General features: G+C 67.2%; 24 protein-coding genes and 1 tRNA gene. 15 read left to right on the forward strand and 10 right to left on the reverse strand.

Going from position 1 to position 24,054, the window contains the following annotated elements:
- Nucleotides 1-25 precede the first annotated feature (25 nt).
- Nucleotides 26-1,102 (reverse strand): PrsW family intramembrane metalloprotease, encoded by a 1,077-nt coding sequence (locus tag ABEJ63_RS06645; RefSeq protein WP_375795572.1) that lies wholly within the window; start codon nucleotides 1,100-1,102, stop codon nucleotides 26-28.
- A gap of 83 nt (nucleotides 1,103-1,185) precedes the next feature.
- Between ABEJ63_RS06645 and ABEJ63_RS06650 the strand changes: the two genes are divergently transcribed.
- Complete coding sequence (locus tag ABEJ63_RS06650; RefSeq protein WP_375795573.1) at nucleotides 1,186-1,557, forward strand: hypothetical protein; 372 nt, start codon at nucleotides 1,186-1,188, stop codon at nucleotides 1,555-1,557.
- Complete coding sequence (locus ABEJ63_RS06655) at nucleotides 1,554-2,939, forward strand: DUF402 domain-containing protein (RefSeq protein WP_375795574.1); 1,386 nt, start codon at nucleotides 1,554-1,556, stop codon at nucleotides 2,937-2,939. Before ABEJ63_RS06650 ends, ABEJ63_RS06655 begins: the two co-directional genes overlap by 4 nt.
- Nucleotides 2,940-3,012: 73 nt before the next feature.
- Here ABEJ63_RS06655 and ABEJ63_RS06660 read toward each other — a convergent pair whose 3' ends face one another.
- A complete protein-coding gene (locus ABEJ63_RS06660; protein WP_375795575.1) occupies nucleotides 3,013-4,440 on the reverse strand; it encodes an LVIVD repeat-containing protein in 1,428 nt (475 codons plus the stop codon).
- Between the two features lie 77 nt (nucleotides 4,441-4,517).
- On the opposite strand from ABEJ63_RS06660, the gene ABEJ63_RS06665 reads away from it, so the two are divergent.
- The gene (locus ABEJ63_RS06665; RefSeq protein WP_375795576.1) at nucleotides 4,518-5,258 is read left to right on the forward strand and encodes an SDR family NAD(P)-dependent oxidoreductase; all 741 of its coding nucleotides are present in this window, start codon (nucleotides 4,518-4,520) and stop codon (nucleotides 5,256-5,258) included.
- Nucleotides 5,259-5,735: 477 nt separating this feature from the next.
- Here the strand turns inward: ABEJ63_RS06665 and ABEJ63_RS06670 are convergent, their stop codons facing one another.
- Nucleotides 5,736-6,164: a rhodanese-like domain-containing protein gene (locus ABEJ63_RS06670; protein WP_375795577.1), complete on the reverse strand. Its 429-nt coding sequence runs from the start codon at nucleotides 6,162-6,164 to the stop codon at nucleotides 5,736-5,738.
- Nucleotides 6,165-6,261: 97 nt separating this feature from the next.
- Between ABEJ63_RS06670 and uvrA the strand changes: the two genes are divergently transcribed.
- The 10 genes from uvrA (at nucleotide 6,262) to ABEJ63_RS06720 (ending at nucleotide 17,374) form a co-directional block, all read left to right on the forward strand.
- The gene (gene uvrA, locus ABEJ63_RS06675; protein ID WP_375795578.1) at nucleotides 6,262-9,231 is read left to right on the forward strand and encodes an excinuclease ABC subunit UvrA; all 2,970 of its coding nucleotides are present in this window, start codon (nucleotides 6,262-6,264) and stop codon (nucleotides 9,229-9,231) included.
- A 96-nt stretch (nucleotides 9,232-9,327) separates the two neighbouring features.
- A complete protein-coding gene (locus tag ABEJ63_RS06680; RefSeq protein WP_375795579.1) occupies nucleotides 9,328-9,957 on the forward strand; it encodes a winged helix-turn-helix transcriptional regulator in 630 nt (209 codons plus the stop codon).
- 3 nt (nucleotides 9,958-9,960) lie between these two features.
- On the forward strand, nucleotides 9,961-10,854 hold the full coding sequence (locus ABEJ63_RS06685) for a WD40/YVTN/BNR-like repeat-containing protein (protein WP_375795580.1): 894 nt from the start codon (nucleotides 9,961-9,963) through the stop codon (nucleotides 10,852-10,854).
- Nucleotides 10,855-10,887: 33 nt separating this feature from the next.
- Entirely contained in the window at nucleotides 10,888-11,967 is a 1,080-nt protein-coding gene (locus ABEJ63_RS06690) for a geranylgeranyl reductase family protein (RefSeq protein WP_375795581.1), read from the forward strand.
- 37 nt (nucleotides 11,968-12,004) lie between these two features.
- Complete coding sequence (locus ABEJ63_RS06695) at nucleotides 12,005-12,820, forward strand: aminoglycoside N(3)-acetyltransferase (RefSeq protein ID WP_375795582.1); 816 nt, start codon at nucleotides 12,005-12,007, stop codon at nucleotides 12,818-12,820.
- Nucleotides 12,821-12,900: 80 nt separating this feature from the next.
- Entirely contained in the window at nucleotides 12,901-13,461 is a 561-nt protein-coding gene (locus ABEJ63_RS06700; protein ID WP_375795583.1) for an NTP transferase domain-containing protein, read from the forward strand.
- Nucleotides 13,458-14,480 carry an aminotransferase class I/II-fold pyridoxal phosphate-dependent enzyme gene (locus ABEJ63_RS06705; protein WP_375795584.1) on the forward strand — a complete coding sequence of 341 codons (1,023 nt, stop codon included), beginning with the start codon at nucleotides 13,458-13,460 and terminating at the stop codon, nucleotides 14,478-14,480. The genes ABEJ63_RS06700 and ABEJ63_RS06705 overlap by 4 nt, the downstream gene beginning before the upstream one ends.
- The gene (locus tag ABEJ63_RS06710; protein WP_375795585.1) at nucleotides 14,467-15,162 is read left to right on the forward strand and encodes an adenosylcobinamide amidohydrolase; all 696 of its coding nucleotides are present in this window, start codon (nucleotides 14,467-14,469) and stop codon (nucleotides 15,160-15,162) included. The genes ABEJ63_RS06705 and ABEJ63_RS06710 overlap by 14 nt, the downstream gene beginning before the upstream one ends.
- A gap of 39 nt (nucleotides 15,163-15,201) precedes the next feature.
- The gene (locus tag ABEJ63_RS06715; RefSeq protein WP_375795586.1) at nucleotides 15,202-15,873 is read left to right on the forward strand and encodes a cob(I)yrinic acid a,c-diamide adenosyltransferase; all 672 of its coding nucleotides are present in this window, start codon (nucleotides 15,202-15,204) and stop codon (nucleotides 15,871-15,873) included.
- Nucleotides 15,874-16,168: 295 nt separating this feature from the next.
- Nucleotides 16,169-17,374 (forward strand): lactate 2-monooxygenase, encoded by a 1,206-nt coding sequence (locus tag ABEJ63_RS06720; RefSeq protein ID WP_375795587.1) that lies wholly within the window; start codon nucleotides 16,169-16,171, stop codon nucleotides 17,372-17,374.
- 629 nt (nucleotides 17,375-18,003) lie between these two features.
- Here the strand turns inward: ABEJ63_RS06720 and cobS are convergent.
- The 5 genes from cobS to ABEJ63_RS06745 form a co-directional block, all read right to left on the reverse strand.
- Nucleotides 18,004-18,750, reverse strand: coding sequence for an adenosylcobinamide-GDP ribazoletransferase (cobS, locus tag ABEJ63_RS06725; RefSeq protein WP_375795588.1), 747 nt, complete (start codon nucleotides 18,748-18,750; stop codon nucleotides 18,004-18,006).
- Nucleotides 18,747-19,673 (reverse strand): adenosylcobinamide-phosphate synthase CbiB, encoded by a 927-nt coding sequence (gene cbiB / locus ABEJ63_RS06730; protein ID WP_375795589.1) that lies wholly within the window; start codon nucleotides 19,671-19,673, stop codon nucleotides 18,747-18,749. Before cbiB ends, cobS begins: the two co-directional genes overlap by 4 nt.
- Entirely contained in the window at nucleotides 19,670-20,284 is a 615-nt protein-coding gene (locus tag ABEJ63_RS06735; protein ID WP_375795590.1) for an HAD family hydrolase, read from the reverse strand. The genes cbiB and ABEJ63_RS06735 overlap by 4 nt, the downstream gene beginning before the upstream one ends.
- A 48-nt stretch (nucleotides 20,285-20,332) precedes the next feature.
- The gene (locus ABEJ63_RS06740) at nucleotides 20,333-21,505 is read right to left on the reverse strand and encodes a M24 family metallopeptidase (protein ID WP_375795591.1); all 1,173 of its coding nucleotides are present in this window, start codon (nucleotides 21,503-21,505) and stop codon (nucleotides 20,333-20,335) included.
- A gap of 66 nt (nucleotides 21,506-21,571) precedes the next feature.
- Nucleotides 21,572-21,742, reverse strand: a complete 171-nt coding sequence (locus ABEJ63_RS06745; RefSeq protein WP_375795592.1) for a hypothetical protein — start codon at nucleotides 21,740-21,742, stop codon at nucleotides 21,572-21,574.
- 247 nt (nucleotides 21,743-21,989) lie between these two features.
- Between ABEJ63_RS06745 and ABEJ63_RS06750 the strand changes: the two genes are divergently transcribed.
- Entirely contained in the window at nucleotides 21,990-22,922 is a 933-nt protein-coding gene (locus ABEJ63_RS06750) for an ArsA family ATPase (RefSeq protein WP_375795593.1), read from the forward strand.
- 48 nt (nucleotides 22,923-22,970) lie between these two features.
- Here the strand turns inward: ABEJ63_RS06750 and ABEJ63_RS06755 are convergent, their stop codons facing one another.
- Nucleotides 22,971-23,165: a cold-shock protein gene (locus ABEJ63_RS06755; RefSeq protein ID WP_375795594.1), complete on the reverse strand. Its 195-nt coding sequence runs from the start codon at nucleotides 23,163-23,165 to the stop codon at nucleotides 22,971-22,973.
- A gap of 106 nt (nucleotides 23,166-23,271) precedes the next feature.
- Nucleotides 23,272-23,345, reverse strand: a tRNA-Tyr gene (locus ABEJ63_RS06760).
- Nucleotides 23,346-23,483: 138 nt separating this feature from the next.
- Here ABEJ63_RS06760 and ABEJ63_RS06765 point away from each other — a divergent pair.
- Complete coding sequence (locus ABEJ63_RS06765; RefSeq protein WP_375795595.1) at nucleotides 23,484-24,014, forward strand: double zinc ribbon domain-containing protein; 531 nt, start codon at nucleotides 23,484-23,486, stop codon at nucleotides 24,012-24,014.
- Nucleotides 24,015-24,054: the final 40 nt, after the last annotated feature.

The raw sequence follows: 24,054 nt of genomic DNA on the forward strand, positions 1-24,054 counted from the left end.
TATAAAATTGCCGCCGTCGGTCTAGTCAGTCCTCAAACTCGGTGCGCTCCGGACGGATATCAGCCGCGTCAGGGTTGTCCGCTTCGACAGCGTTGTACGCGGCTCGGTACCGCGAGAGTTTCCGGACGAGCAAGGCACCGAACAGTCCATCGTAAATGAGCACGAAGCCGAAGAACAGCGCGAGTGGCGGCACTGCAGGGAAGAAGACGCCCACTACCGCGGGCGTAATGCCAACGGTGACGTTGTAGGTGCCGTGGATGAACGCCGCGATGAGCAGCCCTTTCACCACGATTGGGCCGGCGTCCTCGGGGTTGAACTTCGCCAGCCCGAGATAATACCCTGCGAATGCCGAGTAGATGACATGGCCGGGGCCGGCAAGCGCCCGTACTGCGGTGATGTTGCCGCCGGCGCCGATGATACCGGAGCCGGTCTGGCCGAGCACGGCGACGGCCGTGCCACCGACCCCGACCGCAGTTATCAGTTCGTTCGTCGCGCCCGTCGCCTCCAACTGCCGAGTGATGTACAGCGCGTTCTCGATGGTGGCGAAGCCGAGTCCCGCGGCGGCCCCGTACACAGCCCCGTCGACGACGGCGTCGAAGCGGTCGTCACGATACGGGTAGAGCCGGACGGCGAGCAACTTCACTGACTCCTCGACGGGGCCAACGACGAGATAGAAAAACAGGAGTGGCCCGACGAGCGGGACGACCTGTACCGCCGAGAGCACCGAGTTGAGAATGGCCGCGAAGCCGGCGAACAGCACGCCAAGCACGAACGCGCCCACCAGCAGTTCCAGCGGCTCGCCGGTCGTCACGTCCGCGAGGTAGACGTATGCGACGAGCGCAAGCGCCGGCACAACCGACAACGCAACCAGCCCGATGGCGTACGGGTCCTGTGCGAACGTGGCGCCGATACCGCCGAGCAGGAACTGCACCAGCAGTATCGCGGCCGCGACCAAGACGACCGTGGCGCGTGCCGCCCGGATACCGACGCGGTAGACGCGAACGGCGAGCCGATCGAGTGCCGTCCGCGGTTCCCACTGGGAGATGTCATAGAGGTCACGCGACCCGTCTGCGCCCGCCTCAACCGGGTCCTGTTGGTCCATATCCGCCGGTGACAGCCGAGGGTGGTAAAACCATGCGCCGTCGCCGTCGCGTCGCTTTTGAGGGCTGGCGTCGAATCACGCCCATGCACTTCGACCAGCGGGAGCAGGCTGCACTCCGCGAGGTCGGCCTCGACATAGACGATCTCCAGCGGGCGTCGGAGGCCGTCGCCGAGCATGTCGACGAGGCCGCCGCCAATCTCGAGGCGTTCTTCGCGGGCCGCGAGACCGTCTACTCGGATATGGACCTCGCGCACGCCAGCGGGGGCGTTGCCGAACACACTGTCGATTACATAGACCTGTACACACATGCGGCCGACCTTGACGGGTGGCTCCGCTTCGAGACGTGGGGCGTGCGCGTCGAGGACGGTCGAGTGCTCTCCGAGTCAGTGGTGGAACTTACGCTCGCCGGCCGACACGGACGCACACGCTTTGCGGCCGAGGCCGACGCGCTATGAGCGGCGATAGCGTCCGTGTCAGGGGCGTCTACGCCACCGCGCTCACTGCACTCCTCGACGACATCGTGCAGGCGTCACCGCCCATCCGCGAGCGGTTTAACGCTGAGTTCCCCGTCGCGCCGGCGGACGTTCGCGTGGAGACGACCGACGATCGACAGGGGGTGACTCTCGTCGGATCGCGGGCGGCCGTCGGTCGGGTGCGCGACCAGCTGACAGGCGTGAGCGTGGATACGCTGGCATGGGACGACGTAGCGCCGCGAGACGCCATTTTCCGCGGACGAGTGACGGAGACGCTCGGCTCCGGGGCTGTCGTCGCGCTCGGCGACAGGGAGGGATTCCTTCCGTACGATGCGACCGACGACCACGTGGCTGAGGGGGACAGCTACCGCGTACAGGTGCGGCGCCCCGAGCCACCGTGGTCGGACCGGCGGCCGCGTCTGGCGACTGATCTCGCTATCTCGGGCGAACTCGTCCGCTTGGTCACCGGCGGTGAGACCGGCGCGACCAGAACGGGCGGACAGGCCGCCCGCCTCGTCGACCTCCTGCCTGTCGACGTGCCCGAGGGGTGGCGCCCACAGTGGGGTCGCGACGAGGAGTCGGCGTCGATGGATGCGCTGGCCGACGCGCTGGCTGACGCGGTCGAGCGCGCACAGCTTGTCGACGCTGCAGCCGAGACCGAGGATTTTGGACCAGCGCCCGGGCGGCTGGCGGCACCGTTAGCGACGGCACACATCTGGTTCGGCCGGGAGGGACGGTTCGCGCTCGACGAGCGGCGTCGCGCAGTGGCCACGACGATGCCCGGCCACCACCGGCTGAAGGCCGCGACAAAGGCGGCAAGCGCAGGCGTCGATTTCGCGGAGGCCGTCGCGGAGTTCGACGCCGACGACGAGTTCCCCTTCGGAGCCGCGACCCGACAGTTCGGCCCCCACGAGGGCGAACAGGTCGCTATCGAGCACGGAAAGCCAGACGGGCGGCTGGTGACGCTCGGTCGCGGCGAAGTGACCGGCCTCGCAGATGGGGAACTCCGGCTCGAGCGAGAGATGAGTCCCGGCGGTGAGTACGACGCGCTGGGTGTCGAGCGGCGGGCGGGCGACGTCGCCGTTACCAAGTTCGTCGAGGGGCGATGGTGGTACGCAACGGTCTATCGGGGGGGCGATGGGAGCCGCCGGGGGACCTACGTCAATGTCTGTACGCCCGTCGAGGTGTTCCCTGACGCGGTGCGGTACGTTGACCTCCACGTCGACGTGGTAAAGGGCCCTGACGGGACGGTCCAGCGGGTCGACGATGACGAACTCGATGCGGCCGTCGCGGCCGGGCGCGTCCCGGAGCCGCTGGCCGAACGGGCGCGGGCAGTTGCTACGAAGCTGGAACAGGCGCTGTGACTGGCCACAGGCGCTAATTCTCTTTCCTCAAGGAGCGAACGGCGTCAGCCGTGAGCAAGGAAGGTAGGGTAGTTCACTCGCGCCGGCGCCACGCGCCGACGGCGAGCGCCGAGAGTGCTGCAAGCAGGCCAAACCCCGGTTGGCCGTCGCTCCGGGTCGGCGTCGGCTCGCCGGCTGTCGGCGTCGGTGTGGGCGTGGCCGTCTCCGTCGGGTCGGGCGTTGGCGTCGGTGTGGGCGTGGCCGTCTCCGTTGCCGGCGTTGTCTCCTCGGGAAGGCCGAACGTGTACAGCGCCGCGCGGTCGCTGTCGACATCGGCACCGCTATCACCGGGGTCTCCCCGGCTCGCGGCAAGGAAACGCCCGTCGCCGGCATGCTGTGCAGTCCAGAAGCTCGTCGCGTCGGCGTCGCGGTAGGCGCCCGTGAGTATCGGCCGAGTCGGATCGGAGATGTCGTAGCTGCGGACCCCCCCTTGGTACCACGAGGAGACGAGGGTATCGCCATCGATTTCGAAGTTGTGTGCGCTCGTCCAAGTGCCGTCGAACCCCTCGTCAGCCGTCTCGGGGGCGGCGATGGTCGCAAGCGCCTGTGGGTCGGCGGGATCGGTCACGTCGTAGAGGTGGAGACCGCCGGGCGTGGCCGCTTGCTCTTCAGTGCCGACGTCCCACGCTTCGGCGCCGATACAGACGAGTGAGCCGTCGTCGTTGGGTGCGGCGAAGTGGTCGTTACCGGGTACCTGCACCCGTGCAATGCTGCTCTCTTCGCTCGACATGTCGACGTAGTCGCCGACCGGCTGGCCGCGTACCCGCCCACGGAGCTCCGGCACGGCTGGGTCGTTCACGTCGACCATCCACGTCCCGGCGTCCCACTGTGCGAGGTAAGCGACACCATTCTGGACGGTGACGTCGTGGAGCGGCCAGACACCAGTCGGGGCGTCCTGCCAGCCAGGCTCCACGGAGACGACCGACCACGAGCCGAGCCGCTCGCCGGTGGCCGCGTCGACGGTCACCAGCGGGTTCCGCTCGCCGTCGTTGCCACAGAGGTAGACAGTCCCGTCGGCGATGTCGCAGTTGTGGTTGAAGAAGTCAGTCTCGTGGACGGCAACCCGCTCGGGGGCGGCCGGGTCGCTCACATCGTAGACAACGGCTGCCTGCAGGCTCGCACCTCCGTGGGCTGGGCCGACGACAGCCAACCGGTCGCCGTCGACGGCCACGTCGTAGATATCTGACAGCGGCCCATCAGGATGCTCTGAGAGGATAGCCCGATTCTCGGCGCGAAGAGTCGGCGCCGCTGGTTCCGAAACGTCGACGACGGCGAAGCCATCCGAGACGGCGGCGTAAGCCGTTTCGCCAGCGACGACGACCTCTTTGAGTCCTGGGAGCACGAGCTGGCCGCTGGGGGCGAGCGTCTGGCCGCTGGCGCGGCTCTGCCCAGTCGCCGCCGTCCCGCCGAGCGCCAGCGCTGCCACCCCCCCAAGCGCCCGAAGCGTCGCGCGGCGTCGCATACCCCCGAATGGATGCCGACACGAATAAACGAGGGGGCCGTCGGCACGCCTATAGCGGCGGCGCATCTCCGTCGGACATGGAGCTTTCACCCGACCTCTCGGGGCGCGTTGCGCTCGTCACCGGCGCAGCGACCGGTCTCGGCCGCGCGTTCGCACTTGGGCTGGCTGACTGTGGCGCGGACGTGGCGGTCCACTACAACACGAGTGAGGAAGCAGCCCACGCGACCGCGGCCGAGGTGCGCGATCAGGGCGTCGCCGCGACTGCCGTCGGCGCGGACATCACCGATCCGGCCGCCGTAGACACCGCCTTCGACGCTGTCGAGGCCGAGCTGGGGAGCGTCGACGTCCTATTCAACAACGTCGGCGACTTCGCGCCGCGTCACTGGGAGGATATCGACTGGAAACGGTGGCGGTCGGTCACGGCAACCAACTACGAGGGGACAGTGCTTTGCTCGCGGCGCGCGCTCGGACCGATGCGTGAGCAGGGATGGGGTCGCATCGTCAATGTGGGATACGCCTCTGCCGAGCGGGGACTCGTCGCGCCGAAGAACTTCCCGTACTTTGTCGCCAAGGCGGGTGTACTGATGTTCACACGGATGCTCGCGGCCGACACACAGGCGGACGGCATCACCGTGAACGCCGTCTCCCCGTACGTCGTTGAGAGTTCCGATGAGTTCCCTGAGGACGCCCCTCGCGGTCGGTGGGCGCGCTTCGATGACCTGCTCGCGCCAGCGTTATTCTTCTGTTCGGACGCCGCCGAGTACGTCTCCGGCGAGAACGTCGAGGTCGACGGCGGCTGGCTTCCAGAGGACGTCTGAGCGGGCCGCCGTCCGCCGAACTGCACACACGTCCGGTTCGAAGTGGTTGCCGGAGCCCTTTTGCTTGCCCCCGACGATTTCTGACCGGAAGATGAGGTCGCAATGAGCCTCCGTAAGCGACTGTAGAGGGTCGTCGGCCGTCAAGAGCGACACTGTGAGTGTCGCCGCTGTGGTCGCAACCTCGACTGCACGCGGGTGGCGTGTCCGGACTGCGACGGTAACAGAGCCGTGTACGAGCTGTAACGGCGATAGATCAGCACCGTTCCCAGTGAATGGAAACTTTCTGCGCGGCCGGGACAGCGGCCGTCTGTTCCGGAGCACCACCCCGCCGTCGGGATCGGTCGCCCGGCAGCGGTTGCGCACGAGAGATTGGACGACGGTGTATTCGGCGGCCGTCAGGTCAACGCCCGGGATGGCCTACGAGCAGCAGTGGTCACGACGGCGACGACTCGCCCTACGGAATACGTTCTGGGGCCGTTAGTCGCCGTAGTCGCGCTGCTCGACAGCGACCGTCTCCTCGTCGGCCGCCTGCCATGCCGTGAACCCACCAGACAGGTGGGCGACATCTTCGAAGCCCATCTCGCGGAGCCGCTTGGCGACCAGCGCCGACCGTCCTCCCTCATTGCAGTAGCAGACGTACCGCCGGTCGGGATGGAAGAAGTCCTTGTAGTAGTCGGTGTCTGGGTCGGCCCAGAACTCCACCATTCCACGGGGGGCGTGGCGGTCGCCGGGAATCGCCCCCTCTATCCACCGCTCGCGGACATCCCGGACGTCCAGCACGACGGTGTCCGGATCATCGCGCTCGGCCGCCAGCTGATCGACGGTGACGGACTCCACCTCGGCATCAGCCGCCTCGGCGAGCGCCCACGCGTGTTCGGCCAGTTCGAAGTCAGGCTCGTCAGTCATACGGACAGAAAGGCAGCGGGTGTGCTTAGAGGTACGGGGCACGTCGGGACCGCGTGACCGACAGGGTTTCCACACGCGCGCCCGTGCGTCCGCACAGATGAGCAAGGACTACATCGAGGTCCGCGGGGCCGAGGAGCACAACCTCGAGGACATCGACGTCCGTGTCCCCCGCGAGGAGTTCACCGTTGTCACCGGGCTGTCGGGATCGGGCAAATCCTCGCTCGCCTTCGAGACCATATACGCTGAGGGCCAGCGTCGCTACATCGAGTCGCTGTCTGCCTACGCGCGCAACTTCCTCGGCCAGATGGACAAACCGCAGGTGGAAAACGTCGAAGGGCTCTCACCCGCCATCTCTATCGACCAGAAGAACGCCGCGAACAACCCTCGCTCGACTGTCGGGACAGTCACCGAGCTCCACGATTACCTCCGCTTGTTGTACGCGCGGGTCGGCACGCCCCACTGTCCGGAGTGTGGCCGCGAAGTGGGCGAACAGTCGGCACAGAACATGGTCTCACGGGTGCTCGCCCTGCCCGAAGGGACCCGAGTGAAGATTGCTGCGCCAGTCGTCCGCGACCAGAAGGGAGCCTTCGAGGACCTGTTCGACGACCTAGCAAGCGAGGGGTACGCCCGTGTCGAGGTGGACAGCGAGGAGTACGACCTCGCGACCGAGCGACCTGATCTTGACGAGAACTACAACCACACGGTCGATGTCGTCGTCGACCGCGTGGCGGTGCGCGCGGAGGACCGCTCGCGCATCACCGATTCCGTCGAGACGGCGCTGGCGGAGGCTGACGGCGCGCTGAAGCTTATCCTGCCAGACCCGCCTGCAGACGTTGATATCGGCGGCACCGAGACCCGCTCGACCGGCGACCTAGCCGGCGAGAGCGACGACCGGCTGGTCGTCACCTTCTCGGAGGAACTCGCCTGCACCCACTGTGGCATTGATCTGCCGGAGATAGAGACTCGCTCGTTTTCGTTCAACTCACCGCACGGCGCCTGCCCGGAGTGTGAGGGTATCGGCGAGACGAAAGAGGTTGATGAGGCCCTCGTTGTCACCGACCCGTCGAAGCCACTCCGAGACGTGTTCGAGCCGTGGTCGTACTCGCGGTCGTACTACCGGACGCGGCTCGACGCCGTCGCCGAGCATTTTGGCGTAAGCGTCGACACCACCTTCGCCGAGCTTGACGAGGAGGTACAGGAGGCGTTCCTCTACGGCACCGACGAGGAGGTGGTATTCCGCCGGCAGACGAAGAACGGGACCCGCCGGAAGACAAAGCGGTTCGAGGGTGTGATCCCGAATCTCGACCGCCGCTACGTCGAGACAGACTCCGAGAGTACTCGCGACCACATCGAGAATTACATGGCGACGACGGCGTGTCCCGCCTGCGACGGGACCCGCCTCCGACCGGAGTCGCGGGCTGTCCTAGTGGCGGACACACCCATCACCGAGGTCAACCGGATGTCCATCGGCGATGCACTGAGCCACTTCGAGGGGCTTGAGGCAAACCTCTCTGAGCGGGAGCGCACCATCGCCGAGGAGATCTGCAAGGAGATACGCGCCCGACTCGGCTTCATGGAGGAGGTCGGACTGGAGTACCTGACACTGGATCGCGAGGCATCGACGCTGTCGGGCGGCGAGAGCCAGCGCATCCGACTGGCGACGCAGGTCGGCTCCGGGCTCGTCGGTGTGCTGTACGTGCTCGATGAGCCGTCCATCGGTCTCCACCAGCGGGACAACGACAAATTGCTCGACACCCTGGAGGGTCTGCGTGACTTGGGCAACACCCTGCTCGTCGTCGAACACGATGAGGAGACGATGTGGCGGGCAGACAACGTCATCGACATGGGGCCCGGGCCAGGGAAGCGGGGCGGTGAGATTGTCGCTCACGGCGGCGTCGAGACGGTGATGGACGCCGACGACTCCGTGACGGGCGATTACCTCGCCGGCCGGAAGGCCATCCCAGTGCCCGAGGAGCGGCGCGAGCCCGACGGTCACCTCACCGTTCGAGGTGCCCGCCAGCACAACCTTGCCGACCTCGACGTGTCGATTCCGCTCGGCGCCTTCACCGCTGTCACCGGCGTCTCCGGCTCTGGCAAGTCGACGCTGCTCCACGAGATACTCTACAAGGGGCTGCGCAAGCGGATGAACGACACCGATGTTAATCCCGGTGAACACGACGCCATCGAGGGCGTCGACCAGATTGAGGGGGTGCGACTCATCGACCAGTCGCCCATCGGCCGGACACCCCGCTCGAATCCGGCGACGTATACCGGGGTCTTCGATTATGTCCGCGAGCTGTTCGCTGAGACGAAGCTCGCAAAACAGCGTGGCTACGCAAAAGGCCGCTTTTCATTCAATGTGAAAGGCGGCCGGTGTGAGGCCTGCGGCGGCCAGGGGACCGTCAAGATAGACATGAACTTCCTGTCGGACGTGTATGTCCCTTGTGAGGATTGTGACGGTGCACGCTACAATGACGAGACGCTCGACGTGACGTACAAGGGCGGGACAATCTCGGATGTGCTCGACATGGAGGTCGACGAGGCTTACGAGTTCTTCGAGTCCCACTCTGGGCTGCGCCGGCGACTTCAACTGCTGAAGGATGTCGGGCTCGGCTACATGCGACTCGGCCAGCCGTCGACGACCCTCTCGGGCGGTGAGGCTCAGCGCGTGAAGCTCGCCGAGGAGCTCGGTAAACAGGATGGCGGCGAGACGCTGTACCTGCTTGACGAACCGACGACCGGCCTCCACTCTCACGACGAGCGGAAGCTCATTGAGGTGCTTCAGCGGCTGACCGACAAGGGTAATACTGTCGTCGTCGTGGAACACGAACTCGATCTGGTGAAGAACGCTGACCACATCATCGACCTCGGGCCGGAGGGAGGCGAGCACGGCGGTCAGTTGGTCGCCGAGGGGACCCCCGAGGCGGTCGCCCGCACCGAGGCGTCACACACCGGTCGGTATCTACGGGATCTGCTGCCGGCCGTAGATCTCGAGGGCCCGCGGGCCGACAGCGAGCGCCACCAGCAAAAGCAGGACGCCGCGGAGGCGCCCGCAGCGGACGACTAATCGACCCGATTGTTGACCGGTCGGGCGGTCGATCGATCCGCGGCTGGTGGCCCGGCGTCTGGGGGGCTTAAGGCCAAGCGCGACGACCCTCCAAGTATGTCCGCCACGGTCGACGACGAGACAATACTGGAGGTACTGCGCTCGAACGAGCAGCCACGGATGACGACGACGGAAGTGGCCGGCCACCTTCCGGTGACCCGCGGGACGACACGGACTCGCCTCCAGCGGCTCGTCGACGATGGGCTCCTGGAGCGGACCACAGAGGGGAACGAAGTTGTCTGGTGGCTCCCCGAGCGGGCCGACGAGCAGGCAGCCGAGGCGGAAGCCGAGCCAGACGCTGAAGACGAGGACACGGCGGAAGCCGACACAGCCGAGGCGGAAGAGAGCGACGAGCCAGCCGGTGGCGAGGAGGAGACGGACCCCGACGAGACGGAAGACGAGTCTGCAGAGGTTGAGGTAACGGCGACCGATCAGTCGAAGGCCGAAACTGATGATGGACCGACGGAGGTCGAGGTAGAGGCCGTCGAGGCCAACACGGAGCCGGACGTCGAGACGCCCGACGCAGCGACGGAGACTCGAACGGCCGCCGACCGTGGAGACGAGGAAGAAGAGGAGGTTGACCTGCCCGAACTGTCCGACGACGAGGAGGGGCTCCGTGCGCTCGCGGCTGTCGCCGTAGGCGTTGTCGCGCTGCTCGTGCTCCGGCGGCTGCTCGGCGGCGACTGACCGGTGCTTGCCGCTTTTCCAGACCGGCTGGTCGCTGACGACGGGACGCTGGTTCCGCCAGCCGAGGTGACCTGTCTCGCCCGGGGCGGTGGAACGACGCTCGTCGGCACTGTCGAGGGCGCGTACACGCTCGAGAGCGACGAGCAGCGTTTCACTGGGCACGTCACCGCATTGGCGTTCGACGACCGGACTGGCGAGTGGTGGCTCGGGACAGAGCCGAGCGCTGTCTACCGCTCGTCGGACGGCCGCGAGTGGACGGAGCGGCCGGGGCTGACCGACCTCCCCTCAAGCGACGAGTGGTCGTTCCCGCCGCGGCCCGACACCCACCACGTTCGGTGGCTCGCCCCAGACCCGACCCGACCAGGACGGTGGTATGTCGCCGTCGAGGCGGGCGCGCTCGTCCGCACGGACGATGCGGGCGCGACGTGGGAGGACCGCGTCGCCGGGGCGCGCCGCGACACCCACGAACTCGCCGTCCACCCCAAGACGGGCCGGCTCTACTGTGCTGCGGGTGATGGCTACGCCGAGTCGACAGACGGTGGCGAGACATGGCGGTACCCGCAGTCAGGGTTGGACGAGCAGTACTGTTGGAGCGTCGCTGTCGGGGGCGACCCCGATTTGCGCGTGTTGTCGGCCGCCCGCTCCGCGACCCACGCCCACCGCCGTGGGGTCTCGAGTGTCTACCGGAACGCTGGCGACGGCTGGGAGCAGGTCGACGAGCTTCCGGCCGGCGAGGGCGTCTACCGGTCGGTGGTCCGCCGCGACGGCGACGGGTTTCTCGCAGTGTCGAACCGCGGACTCTACCGTGGGGACGCCACCGCGACCGAGTGGCAGCAACTCCGTCCGCCTGATGACCTCCCCAATGTGCCGCCGGTCGGCCTCCTCACGGGCGACTGAAAAGCACTTATTCGTCCCGGCGCAGCGTCGAGTATGCGCGATTTCGTCGTCGTCGGGGCAGGTCCCGCCGGCTCGCGATTCGCCCGCTCGGCTGCCGGGCGGGGCCACGACGTACTCGTCCTCGAACAGGGGGAGGTGGGGAAGCCACTCGCCTGCTCGGGTCACGTCTCGCTGGACGTGTGGGAGTACGTTCCCGACGACGCCCGTCCGGCACTGTTTCAAAACGAGATTCGCGGTGCGCGGTTCCATGTCGGCGGCCCTGGCTCGCGAGCCTATCCATTCTACCGCGACGGCCCCGTCTCGAACGCCGTCGACAGGGTTGGCCTCGACCGGACACTGGCCGCAGCGGCGGCCGACGCGGGTGCTGACGTTCGCGACGGCCACACTGTCACCAGCGTCGACGAGGGTCACGACTCGGTGACTGTCACCGCTCGCGGCCCAGATGGCCACGAGCGGTTCGACACGCGACTTGTGGTTGGTGCCGACGGCCCCCGCTCGCGGGTCCGCGACGAGTGTAGCCTCCCTGACCCCGACGAATTCCTCCACGGTGTACTTGGCTTCGACCCGACGCCCGACGACGAGGATTTCGTCGATGTCCATCTCACCATCCCCAGCTTCTTCGCGTGGCGCATCCCCCGTGGCGATGCAGGTGTCGAGTACGGGCTCGCAGTCGCGCCCGGCGACGACCCGAACGGCCGATTCGACCAGCTGGTCGACGGCTACAACGCGGACATTGACCGACGGTGCTCGGGACTTATCCCCGTCGGTCCACCGCCACGCGTCACCGGCCGCCGGTCGCTGCTCGTGGGTGACGCCGCCGGCCAGACGAAGCCGTTCACCGGCGGCGGCATCCTCTATGGGATGCGCGCGGCCGATCACGCCGCCCGGACGGTGGTGCCGTCTCGACCCGAAACGCTGGGGCGATACGAGGACGCCTGGCGGGACGCACTCCGGACAGACCAGCGGCTCGGCGCGCTCGTCCGCGCAGGGTACTCGCTGCCGACACCGCTCCAGCGGCTTGGTCTGTGGGTCTTCTCGGGGGAAATCGGCGTCCACATGGACGAACCGACGACGCTGTTCTCGCGTGATCAGTTGCGCGCGATGCTGCCATGAGTCGCCCCGATGGTCGGCGCAGTGCGAGGTGGTCGTGATGACCGACGACCGCCCGGTCGACAGGGTCGACGAGCCGGTGACACCGGCTCGCATCGCGGCGGATCTCGCTGATCTCGGTGTCAATCCCGGCGAGACGCTGCTCGTCCATTCATCGCTGTCGGCGCTCGGTTGGGTGCCCGGCGGCCCGCAGGGTGCCGTCGAGGGGCTGCGTATGGCTGTCGGCGGGAAGGGCACTCTCGTCGTCCCTACCCATTCGACGGACCTGACGGATCCGAGCGACTGGGAGAATCCGCCGATACCAGAGTCGTGGTACGAGACCGTTCGCGCCGAGACACCACCCTACCGACCGGATGCGACGCCGACCCGTGGTATGGGGGCGATACCAGAGTGTCTGCGCGACTACGACGAGGCAGTCCGGAGCGCCCATCCACACTACTCGTTCGCGGCACTCGGGGCCGCCGCCGAACCGATCGTCGCTGGTCACAATTTCGCGGCTGCGCTCGGCGAGGGGTCACCGCTCGCGGCTGTCTACGAGCGCGACGGTGCGGTGCTAATGCTCGGCTGCGACCTCGGCCGGAACACCTCGCTCCACCTTGCGGAGCACCGTGCCGACATCAGCCACGCCTACGAGCCGAACGGCGCGCCTGTGCTCGTCGATGGCGAGCGCGAGTACGTCACCTACGACCTGCTCGATATGGACGACTCCGACTTCGCAGACTGCTCCCGAGCGTTCGCGGAGACGCATCCGGAGTCGGTGACGACCGGTACTGTCGGGGCGGCCGATGCGACACTTTTCGACCAACCCGCGCTCGTCGATTTCGCGACCGAGTGGTTGGCTCAGGCCCGCCGGTGAGGTGTGTCAACCGAACCTGACAGCCTCTCTGTTTGGCGGCCCCCGAAAGAGCCACGGCCGTCCGGGGCGACGGCCCGGGCATGGACGCACTCGTGATGTGTGGCGGCAGAGGGACACGTCTCGGTGCCGCCGTCGAGAAGCCGCTGTACGAGGTGGGCGGCGAGCCGATGATCGAGCGAGTGCTCGCCGCGCTCGACGGCTCGGCCGTCGAGACAGTCCACGCCGTTGCGTCGCCGGATACCCCGAATACCCGCACACACCTCGCGGAGCGAGGCCGGTCAGTCGTCGACGGTACCGGGGACGGGTACGTCGCGGACCTCGACCGGGGGTTGTCAGTTGTCGGTCGGCCGGCGCTGACGGTGGTTGCAGACCTCCCGCTGCTCGCGCCCACACTCGTCGACCGGGCGGTCACAGCCCACGACGGTCGCAACGTCACCATCTGCGTGCCGACCCGACTGAAAGACCGGCTCGGTGTCTCCGCCGAGCGTACCCGCGACTGGGACGGTCGCCGGCTCTCGCCGACAGGACTCAATGTCGTCGGGGACGGCGATGGTGAGCGGGTCGAGCAGACATGGGATGCCCGCGCGGCAGTGAACGTGAACTACGAGACGGACGCAGCCGTCGCGGAGGCGCTAGTGTGAACCGCGAGGCCGTCCGCGCAACGGAGCGGGTGCCTCACGGCTCCAGCGACGACCCGGATGTGCTCGACTTCTCGGCGAACATCAATACGCAAGTCCCCGACGGCGCGCAGGCAGCCTACGACGCGGCGCTCGACGAATCGCGTTCGTACCCCCCTGAGAGCTATCCAGAGTTCCGCGCGGCTGCCGCTGAGTACGTCAACTGTCGCGCCGACGAGGTGGTACCGATGGCGGGGGGGCTGGCAGCGATACGGCTTGCCGTGGCCGTGAGCGTCGAAGCAGGTGAGTCAGCCCTCGTCCCGAAGCCGAGTTTTGCGGAGTACGCCCGCGAAGTCGAACTCCAGGGAGGCGACCCGGTGTTCGTTTCCCACGACGAGATGCTGGCAGCTGACCCGGCGCCCCACGCACTCGCAATCGTCTGTAACCCAAACAATCCCACCGGTGAGGCGTACAATGCCGACGCGCTCCGGGCGTTCGCCCGCCGGTGCCGAGCGGCAGAGACAACGCTACTCGTCGACGAAGCGTTCCTCGGCTTCACTGGCGAGCCGTCGCTTGCGGGCGAGCCGGGTGTGGTCGTCGCACGGTCACTGACCAAGCTGTTCGGCTACCCTGGTCTCCGCGCTGGGTTCGCAGTCACGGCCGCCGACACGGACCTCTATGACCGTCTGGCGACGGCACGGCCCACGTGGTCGCTCGGCTGGCCGGCCGCCCGCGTCGGACGCGTCTGTATGCGCGACGAGGCGTTCGTCGCGACCACCCGCGAGCGGGTCGCCCGCGAGCGGGCGTTTCTTGATGAGCGGCTCAGCCGGCGATTCCAGGTGCACAACAGTGACGCTCCGTTCCTGCTCGTTGACGTCGGTGAAGATCCGGCTGCCCTCCTAAACGCAGCCCGCGAACGGGGTGTCGTCCTTCGAGATGCGACGACGTTCCGCGGGCTAGACAGCCACGTTCGCGTGGCGGTACGAGACCGAGTGGATAACGAGCGGCTGCTCGCTGCGCTCGATATAGATGTACCGGACTGAACGGCGCGCCGGTGTCTGCCGGCTCCGCGGCCCGACGACCCGGTGGCTCTCTTCGGGAACACCCGGCGGCTACACAGACGGGCGAGCGGCGTACAACACGACGGTCTCGGACGGGTTCGACCGAACTGATCTGGCGAGATACGCCGCCGAGCGGCGGGAAGCGGCGGGATTCACGGAACCAGGTCGGACCCTGCTCACCGGCGTTGAGCAGGCCCACGCGGTCGGCGCGCGACTCGGTCCAGTGACTGCGGTGGCGACGGCCGGCGTCTCCAACCCCGCAGCACTCCCAATGGATCCCGCAGGCGGGCCGCTCCCCGAGGCGGGCCAACCCGAACAAGGGACTGTGAATGTGCTGGTCGGCGTCGCGCGGTCGCTACCGGACGGCGCGCTCGCCTCGCTGCTCGCCGTTGTTACGGAGGCGAAGGCTGCGACGCTACTCGACAGAGTTGGCGTCCCTGGCACGACGTCAGACGCGGCTGTTGTCGGCGGCGCCACCGATGAGCCACGCGTTCGGTTCGCGGGCAGCGGCACCGAGGTCGGCGCGGCCGCCCGGGCCTGTGTTCGGGAGGCAGTCGCGGGGAGCCTCGATTCCCGCTACGATTGCGAGACGCCACCTGACTCCGTCGCGGCCGCGGCCCATGGACTGACGACGGAGGCGCGCGCGGAGACGTTTGAGCCCTGAGGACGACACCGCTTTGCCCGGCCGGCCGCAACGCCGCGTATGACCGACGACGAACCAACGACGCCGGGCAAAGGGCAGACGCCGGAGGCGCGGCCCATCGAGGCGAGCGCGCCCGAGGAGTTCGGACTGACACAGGCTTGGTGGGGAGATGGCAAAGGAAAGACCACCGCCGCCCTCGGGATGGCGATGCGGGCGGCCGGTCATGGCTACCGCGTTCATATCTGCCAGTTAATGAAGGGCGGTGCCGACAGCGTTGAGGACGAACGAGGCGAGTACAACGCTATCGCGGCGCTGCCGGGCCTTTCATACGAGAACCTCGGCCACTACGGCTGGCACGCGCTCAACGACGGCAGCGACGACCGCGACCACGCCGCCGAGGCGACCGCGGGCTTCGAGCGGGCACAGGAACTCGTCGCTGCCTGCCAGGATGCAGACCTGACGAGCCCGTTTCCGCTTGATACGCCCGCCGACGAGGGCGTCCACATGCTCGTCATCGACGAGCTGCTGTACGCCGCCGATCGGGAACTCGTTGCGCCCACTGATGTCGTCGAGCTCGTCGAGTCGAAGCCCGCTGACCTCGAGCTCGTTCTGACAGGCGCACATGCAGAACCAGCCTATCTCACTGACCACGCTGACCTCGTCACAAACGTTCGGAAGGTGAAGCATCCTATCGATGCGGGCATTCGGGCGCGCAAGGGAACGGAATACTGACGTCGGACGCGGGACGGACGGCCGTCCGACACCGCGAAAAGGCTATACGGCGGGCGACCGCCCGCCCGGTGAGGCCGTCGGAGAGTCACACGCTCTCCGCATCTACCGAGGGACGTTCCTCTGACGTCCGTGGGATGGGCATAATGGTGCTGATTGTCGCTGCGTGCAAGCCAGGATACCGCGCCCCTGAGCGGTGCCGCGCGGCCGGTTAGACCCCCTTTGAGCAGTTGCTCAGCGAGTGGACCGTTTCGCCGCGGGGGTCAGAGCCATTACCCGCCGACCCCGATGGGCGCTCATGAGTGAGCCTGAAGGCGAACGGGATGTCCACGCGGAGCAGTTTGGCGTCAAGCACATTCGCGACGTCTACCGACGCGGAATGTTCGAGGACGAATCGCCGGATTTCCCGGTGTCGTTCGACGAGCTCCGTGCGGAGGCTGCAGAGCGGATGTCGTGGCAGGCGGAGGCGTACGTCCACGGCGGTGCCGGCACGGAGGAGACGTTCGAGCGCAACAAGGACTTCTCGCGGTGGCGCATCGTCCCGCGGATGCTCCGGGGTGTCGCCGATCGTGACCTCACGACCGAGGTGTTTGGCCAAACCCACGAGTACCCGCTGATGATAACGCCGCTGGGCGTCCAGGGCATGCTCGACGAGGAAGGGGAAGTGGCGACGGCCCGGGCGTGTCGCGAACTCGATGTACCGTTCGTGCTGTCGTCGCTCTCTTCGCGGTCGATGGAAGATGTGGCCGAGGCGCTGGGTGACACGCCGAAGTGGTTCCAGTACTACTGGTCGTCAGACGACGCCGTCGCGGAGTCGTTCCTCGATCGGGCAGAGGACGCCGGCTACGAGGCAATTGTCGTCACTGTCGACGCGCCAACGCTCGGCTGGCGCGAGCGGCTCCTTGAGAAGGGCTACTACCCGTTCCTCGAGGGCGAGGGGATGGGGAACTACTTCTCCGATCCCGCCTTCCGCGCGCAACTTGACGAGCCGCCGGAGGAGAATCCCGAGGCGGCAGTCGACCACTTCCTGTCGATCTTTGGCGACGCCTCACTTACCTGGGACGACCTCGCATTCGTCCGCGAGCGCACCGACCTGCCGGTTATTGTCAAGGGCGTGCTCCACCCCGAGGATGCCCGTCGTGCGGTGGAGGCGGGCGCTGATGGTATCCAGGTGTCAACCCACGGCGGCCGACAGGTGGACGGCTCCATCACAGCTATCGAGGCACTCCCGGAGATTGCCGAGGAGGTAGGCGACGACACAACCATCTTCTTCGATTCCGGAATTCGCCGCGGCGAACATGTGTTCAAGGCGCTTGCACTCGGTGCCGACACGGTGATGCTCGGCCGGCCGTTCGCCTACGGGCTCGCCCATTCCGGGCAGTCCGGCGTCGAGAACGTGCTTCGCAACACTATCTCGCAGTTCGACCTGACGATGGGACTGGCGGGTATCGACGACGTCGGCGAGATTACTCGGGAGGCCGTGCGCGACGAGCGCACATTGTGACATCCTCCGCGCCGTGAACGGCGCGGCTTCCCTACACAAAGGGAACCCGGCCCGGTGCCGGTCGGTTTCAGGACTGGCTCTCCCCAGGTCGGCAGGGCGGGGTTCGACCCTCGCTCGGGAGCGTCCTGTGGCCCTGCCACGGGGGCTCCCATCCACCGGGAAGTCAATGCCCCGCGGTTTCTCAACGCGGCTCTCTCCATGGCGGTCGTGCCTCCCGGCACATTCACCGGCGCGGTTCACACCTTTTCGGGAGCAACCCATCACCCGGGCTTCCCGCGCACCGCAGACATAGGTGGAATGCGGTCCGACTCCCGGGGTCGCCAGCCGCCGGGAGTCGGCGGAACCCGTGTGTTAACTGTTGGCACGAGCGAAACTAAGCGTTGGGGTTCTAGGGATACCGTCTCCGGTGGGTTGTGGCACGGAGCGGACGCGATTCACGCCCGCCATAAACGGCGGGATTCTTTCGCTGTTTAAATGTAGGGATGACGGCCACTTGGCATGGCCAGGAGTCCACCAGTCCGATACCGTGGGACTACCCGCGCCCGGAAGAGCTGTGAGTCCAGTGATTGGACTACACACCTGAAACTCCCACCGCTCGCGAGTCCGCCGCGTTCACACGGAGGAGGATGTCAAAACAGGAGCAGGCCGGCGTGCAGGGCGGCTACCCGTCCGAGTTCATTGGCCGCGCCGAATACGTCGCCAGTGACTCCCCCAAGGTTCGCGTCTGCCCAGCGGCCGAGCCAGATGGCGACCGCAAGCGCCGACAGCAGTGCTGCCAGTGCCGCCAGCCCGACTTCTGGAGCGAGCAGCGCCGCAGCGGCGATAACTGGAAGCGTCGCAGCGGCGACACCGACGAGCCCCGTCGGCGAGCACCGGCCGGTGAAGGCACTCGCGAACCCCTCGTGGCCGGCGCGACCAAGACAGGCGAGCGTCGCCATCCCGGCCTTCGCGCCGACTTCCGCGGCGACGGCGAGTGCAAGCGCGCGCGGCCACGGCAGCCTAGCGAGGCCGACGGCCGCGAGGGTCAGGCCGACCAGTCCGAGCCCGACAGCGACGAGCGCGCCAACGCCGACTGCGCTGTCTTTCAGCACGGCGCGGCGTCGCTCGGCGTCGCCGTGGACGACGGCTGCATCGCCCAAGTCTGCGAGGCCATCGGCGTGGTTGATTCCGATGAGCGCGTAGACGGCGACGACGAATCCGAGCGCGCCGACGAGATCCGGGAGGAGAAGCGGAAGAGCCACGAGCGCGCCGACGAGTATGCCGACGACAGGAAACGTCCACGGCGAGGCGGCGAAGGCGTGCCAGTCAGTCTCGTCAGTTGCGATCGGGAGTCGAGTGAGGAAACCAGCAGCACCCCGGAGCGGTCGGCCGCTCACGCGACCACCCCCGCAAGCGCCGGGATAGCGAGCCCAGCGGCCGCGACAGCCCACGCGAGCAGACCAGCACGCGCGACGACATCGACGGCCTGGCTCGCTGCGGTCGAGCCAGGGAGTCCAGCAGCGTCGTTGAGCACGTAGACACCAGGCTTCTCGAGGCGGGCGCCGACAGCGGCGGCGGCGACGCCCATCGGCCAGCCGGAGTTAGGCGACGGAACCCGGTCGGTCCACGCGCGGGCTCGGAGCGCCGCCATGGGTTTGGCAGCCGCGAGCGCGAGCGCGAGCGCCGATAGCCGCGCAGGAATCCACATCACGGCGTCGTCGAGTCGCGCACTCGCCGTCCCGTGTGATTTGGCCGGGTAGCCTAGCATCGAGTCAAGCGTGTTAACCGCCTTCACCCACGCGGCAGCGCCCGCGGCGGCCGCAAGGCCGAATGGCGCCGCGAGCGCGAACGCGGAGAGCGGGGCGACCAGTCCGTCGGCGAGATTCTCGGCGGCGCTCTCGACGGCGGCCGACCGAACAAGCCCCGCGTTGAGGTCACTCGAATCCCGGCCAGCAAGCGACCGTAACCGGTCGCGGGCAGCCGACAGGTCCGTGTCCACGAGCTGCAGGACGGCCCGTGCTTCCTGGAGCAGCAGCCGCAGGCTCGTCGTCGCGAACAGGGCCAGGGCCGCGAGCGGGACAGCCGCGGCCGGAGCGACCCGGGCGGCCAGCGCGACGGGCGCGGCGACAGCCACGGCGGCCGCAAGTGGGAGCATGAGCGCCACGAGACCGCCAGTGAGCCACGGCCGCGGCCATGCCCGGTCGACGCGGGCGACGACGCTGCCGAACAGCGCGACGGGGTGGAGCCGCTCGGGGGGTTCACCGACCAGTCGATCAAGGCCGCCCGCGAGCAGGACGGCTCCGGCGGCGGCAAGGCTCACGGTGGGACGGCCGATAGCGGCGTCTCTCTCGTATCAACGAACTGGCCGCCGACGGCCTCAACACCGGCATCGGCGGCACTGTCACCTATGTGGACCAGTTCGTCCGGCACACAGTCAAGCGCGTTAGCGACCGTCTCGAACGCGCGGGCGTCCGGTTTCCGCCAGCCACAGCTACAGGAGGCGACGACAGCGTCGAAGCGCTGACCGTTGTCACCGACCCACAGGTCTGCGGCCCGCAAGCTCCGGCGGACGAGCTCGGGGACAGAGCAGTTCGACAGCAAGCCGACCGGGCCCCGCTCGCGGGCCCGCTCGACGGCCGCCAGCGCGCCCGGGCAGCGCTCAACGCGCGGGTCGAAAGCGGCGACGACAGCGCGGCGGGCGGCGTTCTCCCGGACGGTCACGCCGCGGGACGCGAGCGCGGCGGCAACGTGTGCCGGCAGAGGCACCTCTGCGCCGTCGGGAGCGTTGATATGCGGCTCGGCGTACGCGTCGGTCCAGTCGTCTGGGACCGTGACGCCGCGCTCGCGGAGCTCCCGCGCGACGGCGACGGCGGGGTTGTCGGGTCGGTCAGCCGCGACAAGCGTCCCGAACAGGTCGAACGTGACGGGCACTGTCCGTGTTCGGTGTGTAGCCGACTTGAAGATGCTGGCTACGGGCGATCAGACGGTGTTCGAGTCGATATCTCGGGGGAAGAAGGTGAGCCGCTCGGTACCGTCGTCAGTGACGGCGACCGTATCCGAGTGGCGGTAGCCCGCTGTCTCCGCGTACAGCCCTGGCTCGATGGTGTAGACGTGGCCGGCTTCCATCGTCGCGTCGTCGGGGAACCGCTCGCCCCAGCCGCGGTCGATGTACGGCGGCTCGTGGCCGTCCATTCCGATATTGTGACCGACATGGTGGCGCAGCAGGTCGGCAACGCCGTGTTCGCGGGCACGTTCGTGCACCGCCTCATCAACGGCGGCCAGTTCGACGCCCGGTCCCATCGCCTGAATGGCCGTCTCTTGGAGTTCACACATCAGTTCGAAGTAGTGCTCGTCATCGTCGGTGTACGACCCGACGAACATTGTCCGCTCAAGCTCTGAGTGGTAGCCACCGACATTCGCCGAGGCGCCCGTGATGAGCACGTCTCCCTCTGAGAGTCGCTCGTTTGGGGTGTGGCCGTGGGGGAGCCGCGTCTCGTCGCCAGAGATGTAGCCGGCGTGGACCGGCCCACCCCCGCGCACGCGGACATCGTAGCGGTTGCCGAGCGTGTCGAGCATGGCGCGGGAGGCGTCCGTTGAGGCGCGCTGAGAGACAGTCGCAGGGTGGGCGCCGACCTCAGTGTAGTCAGCAAGATAGCGGTGGCCGAGGTTGGCCCACTCGGCTGACTCGCGGATGAGGTCAATCTCGGCGTCTGACTTCGCCCACCGCATCCGCGGGACCCACGACTGGGTCTCGACATTGAGGAAGTCCGACAGTGGCGGCCCCTCGTAGCCCATCACACCAGGGGCGCCCTCGGCGTCAGCGACGATGGACTCGGCGCCCAGTTCGCGACACAGTCCGGCGGCCGTCTCGACTGGCTGGCCACCAGGGTAGTCGAAGTAGGAGACGACGTGGTCGATGCGGGGGTTTGGTTCGACGCGCTCGACCTCGAGTCGCGGGACGGCGATGCCGACGGCGTCGGGAGCCACGACCAGCAGGACAGGCCGTTCTGTCTGGATATGGTCGAAGCCGGTCAGATAGTCAATGCTCGTCGCGGAGAAGAACGCCGCGGCATCGGCATCCGTGTCGGCGAGTCGAGCGCGGACCGCAGTGAGCCGGGTGCGGTACTCCGAGTCGGGCAGCGTCGTCGGCATACGTCCGCTCGGGCGGGTCGGGAGGTAAGTGTGGCGTCCAAGTCGGACACCGGTCCAGTCGATGGCTCAATCAAGCGTCACCCATGTCAGAAAGCCAATCGCGAGCGTCTCGAGCGCGTGAAACAGCAGCATCGCGCGCCAGACGACCGGCGGCACCTGTGTATCGAACCACGCTGACAGCGTCGGATCGACGACGTAGTAGTAGAGCGCGAACCCATTCCCGCCCAGCAGGAGCAAAATATTCAGACAGTTTCATCCGGACACGCTCGCCGAGGGCTGAGAGCACGTCTGCGCCCATTGAGTTCCTCGGCAACGAACATCTCCAGCCCCTTGCGGTGGAAGGCGTTCTCCAAGTGCTTGAGTATTTCGGGGGAATATTACAGCAATTCGGCGTGAGCGGGACACAACTGGCTCGAAACCGTCTGCCAATTTTGGCCCGACTGCTGGGCGACCCGGTTAAGAGGTCACGCTGTAAATCGTGCATGTGACCGAGGTCGTCCTCTACGGCGGGAAGGGAGGCGTCGGAAAGACCACGATGGCAGCCGCTTCGGCCCTGCAATCGGCCGCAGCCGGCGACGATACGTTGGTCGTGTCAACTGACCCGGCCCACTCGCTGGGGGACGTCACCAAGACCGACCTCGGGGGCGAGCCGACGCCAATCCGCGACGGCCTGTGGGGCGTCGAGGTCGACCCGGAAGCGGGCATCGACCGCTACCAAGCGCTGTTCGAGACGCTCGCAGCCGAACTCGGCGAGGCCGGCATCCAGTTGGATGAAGACGAGGTGGCGGCGCTATTCTCCTCGGGCGTGGTGCCCGGCAGCGACGAGCTGGCCGCGCTCGACGGGTTAGCGACGTACCTTGCGGCCGACCGCTTCGACCGGGTGGTATTCGACACCGCACCGACGGGCCACACCCTCCGACTGCTCGACCTGCCAGCGGTGATGGACCGCGGGCTGGCGACGGCGATGGACCTCCGCGAGCAGGTACGTCGAAAGGTCGATGCCGCCCGGACAATGCTGTTTGGCCCGATGGCCGCCGGCGACCGCGAGACGCCCGGCAAGTTCACTGACCTGCGCGAGCGGATGGACCGCGTGGGGGCTGCACTCCGGGACGCTGACCGGACCGCTTTCCACGTTGTCACCCTTCCCGAGACGATGGCCGTCCGCGAGACGGAACGGCTGGTCGCACAGCTACGGGAGTTCGACGTGCCGGTAGCATCGCTCGTCGTCAACAAGGTCGTTGAGGACCCTGGCGACTGCGAGCGCTGTCGCGCGCGCCACACCGTCCAGACGGAGACGCTCGGAGAACTGGAGCGGGCGCTGCCCGAAGTGCCGGTCCGGCGAGTCCCCGAGACACACGGCGAGGTAACGGGTCTCGCGGCGCTTGAGCGAGTTGGGACTCAGCTGGCAGAGCAGTAACAGAACGCAGAATCAGACCCGCCGGCCGCGGGCGTGTCGAATACTCAGTCAGTTGCGGACGACGTTCGTCGCGCGGGGGCCCTTGTCGGCCTGCTCAATATCGAAGTCGATGTCCTGCCCCTCCTCGAGGTCCGGGCCGCCAACGTCCTCCATGTGGAAGAACACGTCCTCGTCAGCGTCGTCAGTCGAGATGAAACCGTAACCGCCAGTGTCGTTGAAGAAGTCAACTTTTCCGTTTGCCATTACGAATGAACGGACGCTCGAGCGGGTAATAACCTTTCCGAGGGTCGTGGTATCACGGAGGATTAGCCAACGATTCGTCAGGAATCACGTCACGAGAGACGAGGAGTCCGCCCTCCCCGATTTGAACGGGGGACAAGTCGATCTACAGTCGACTGCTCTACCAGTCTGAGCTAAGGGCGGGCCACCAGAAACGAGTCGACTGGCGGACTTAACGGTTATCATCCCGTCGCGTGTGACGCGTCTGACGGACGGGTGACAGACAGGTGTCGGACACGCGGGAAGATTGAAATGCCGGGGGAACACAGGCTATGACGATTGATGAGCAAAATAACGTTCCGGGCGGACGACGAACTCATCCGCCAGCTCGAGGAGTTTGACGCCTCTAAGAGCGAGGTAATGCGGGAGGCTCTTCGGGAGTACCTTGGAGAGCCGACGTCCGGGACGCGGGCGGACGACATGGGCAGTGAGACGCTCGATGACGTGCTCACAGAGCGGGTCGATACCCTGATCGAAGAGCGACTTGGTGGTTCGTTTACGCCGCGTAAACCGCAGGACGTGAACGTAAATATCACACTTGAGGGGGCCGCAGCGACCCTTCAGGAGTCGGAGTCTGCGGAGCCGCGTAAGACAGACGAGCCGGAGGCCGCAAACGCGCCGGACGCGGCCCCCGATGTGTGTAAACAGTGTGGCGATGACTTGGAGCCGTCTGCCGTTTACTGCTCCAACTGCGGCGAAAAAGCGTCACATAGAGCGTTCTGTGAGTGCGGCGATGAACTCCGCTCGGACTGGTCGTTCTGCCCCGGCTGTGGCCGTCGCACCCCCGCAGCAGACGTACTGAAAGATTTGTAAGACGCCGCGAACACACGCTTTGGCACCTCTACGGCCGATT

It is taken from the genome of Halosegnis sp., from assembly GCF_042216475.1.
In the GTDB taxonomy this organism is placed as follows: domain Archaea; phylum Halobacteriota; class Halobacteria; order Halobacteriales; family Haloarculaceae; genus Halosegnis.

Excerpts from the sequence above, each read along its gene's own strand:
- ABEJ63_RS06645 (WP_375795572.1), bottom strand. The coding sequence starts at position 1,102 with ATGGACCAACAGGACCCGGTTGAGGCGGGCGCAGACGGGTCGCGTGAC.
- ABEJ63_RS06650 (WP_375795573.1), top strand. The coding sequence starts at position 1,186 with ATGCACTTCGACCAGCGGGAGCAGGCTGCACTCCGCGAGGTCGGCCTC.
- ABEJ63_RS06655 (WP_375795574.1), top strand. The coding sequence starts at position 1,554 with ATGAGCGGCGATAGCGTCCGTGTCAGGGGCGTCTACGCCACCGCGCTC.
- ABEJ63_RS06660 (WP_375795575.1), bottom strand. The coding sequence starts at position 4,440 with ATGCGACGCCGCGCGACGCTTCGGGCGCTTGGGGGGGTGGCAGCGCTG.
- ABEJ63_RS06665 (WP_375795576.1), top strand. The coding sequence starts at position 4,518 with ATGGAGCTTTCACCCGACCTCTCGGGGCGCGTTGCGCTCGTCACCGGC.
- ABEJ63_RS06670 (WP_375795577.1), bottom strand. The coding sequence starts at position 6,164 with ATGACTGACGAGCCTGACTTCGAACTGGCCGAACACGCGTGGGCGCTC.
- uvrA (WP_375795578.1), top strand. The coding sequence starts at position 6,262 with ATGAGCAAGGACTACATCGAGGTCCGCGGGGCCGAGGAGCACAACCTC.
- ABEJ63_RS06680 (WP_375795579.1), top strand. The coding sequence starts at position 9,328 with ATGTCCGCCACGGTCGACGACGAGACAATACTGGAGGTACTGCGCTCG.
- ABEJ63_RS06690 (WP_375795581.1), top strand. The coding sequence starts at position 10,888 with ATGCGCGATTTCGTCGTCGTCGGGGCAGGTCCCGCCGGCTCGCGATTC.
- ABEJ63_RS06695 (WP_375795582.1), top strand. The coding sequence starts at position 12,005 with ATGACCGACGACCGCCCGGTCGACAGGGTCGACGAGCCGGTGACACCG.
- ABEJ63_RS06700 (WP_375795583.1), top strand. The coding sequence starts at position 12,901 with ATGGACGCACTCGTGATGTGTGGCGGCAGAGGGACACGTCTCGGTGCC.
- ABEJ63_RS06710 (WP_375795585.1), top strand. The coding sequence starts at position 14,467 with ATGTACCGGACTGAACGGCGCGCCGGTGTCTGCCGGCTCCGCGGCCCG.
- ABEJ63_RS06715 (WP_375795586.1), top strand. The coding sequence starts at position 15,202 with ATGACCGACGACGAACCAACGACGCCGGGCAAAGGGCAGACGCCGGAG.
- ABEJ63_RS06720 (WP_375795587.1), top strand. The coding sequence starts at position 16,169 with ATGAGTGAGCCTGAAGGCGAACGGGATGTCCACGCGGAGCAGTTTGGC.
- ABEJ63_RS06740 (WP_375795591.1), bottom strand. The coding sequence starts at position 21,505 with ATGCCGACGACGCTGCCCGACTCGGAGTACCGCACCCGGCTCACTGCG.
- ABEJ63_RS06755 (WP_375795594.1), bottom strand. The coding sequence starts at position 23,165 with ATGGCAAACGGAAAAGTTGACTTCTTCAACGACACTGGCGGTTACGGT.
- ABEJ63_RS06765 (WP_375795595.1), top strand. The coding sequence starts at position 23,484 with ATGAGCAAAATAACGTTCCGGGCGGACGACGAACTCATCCGCCAGCTC.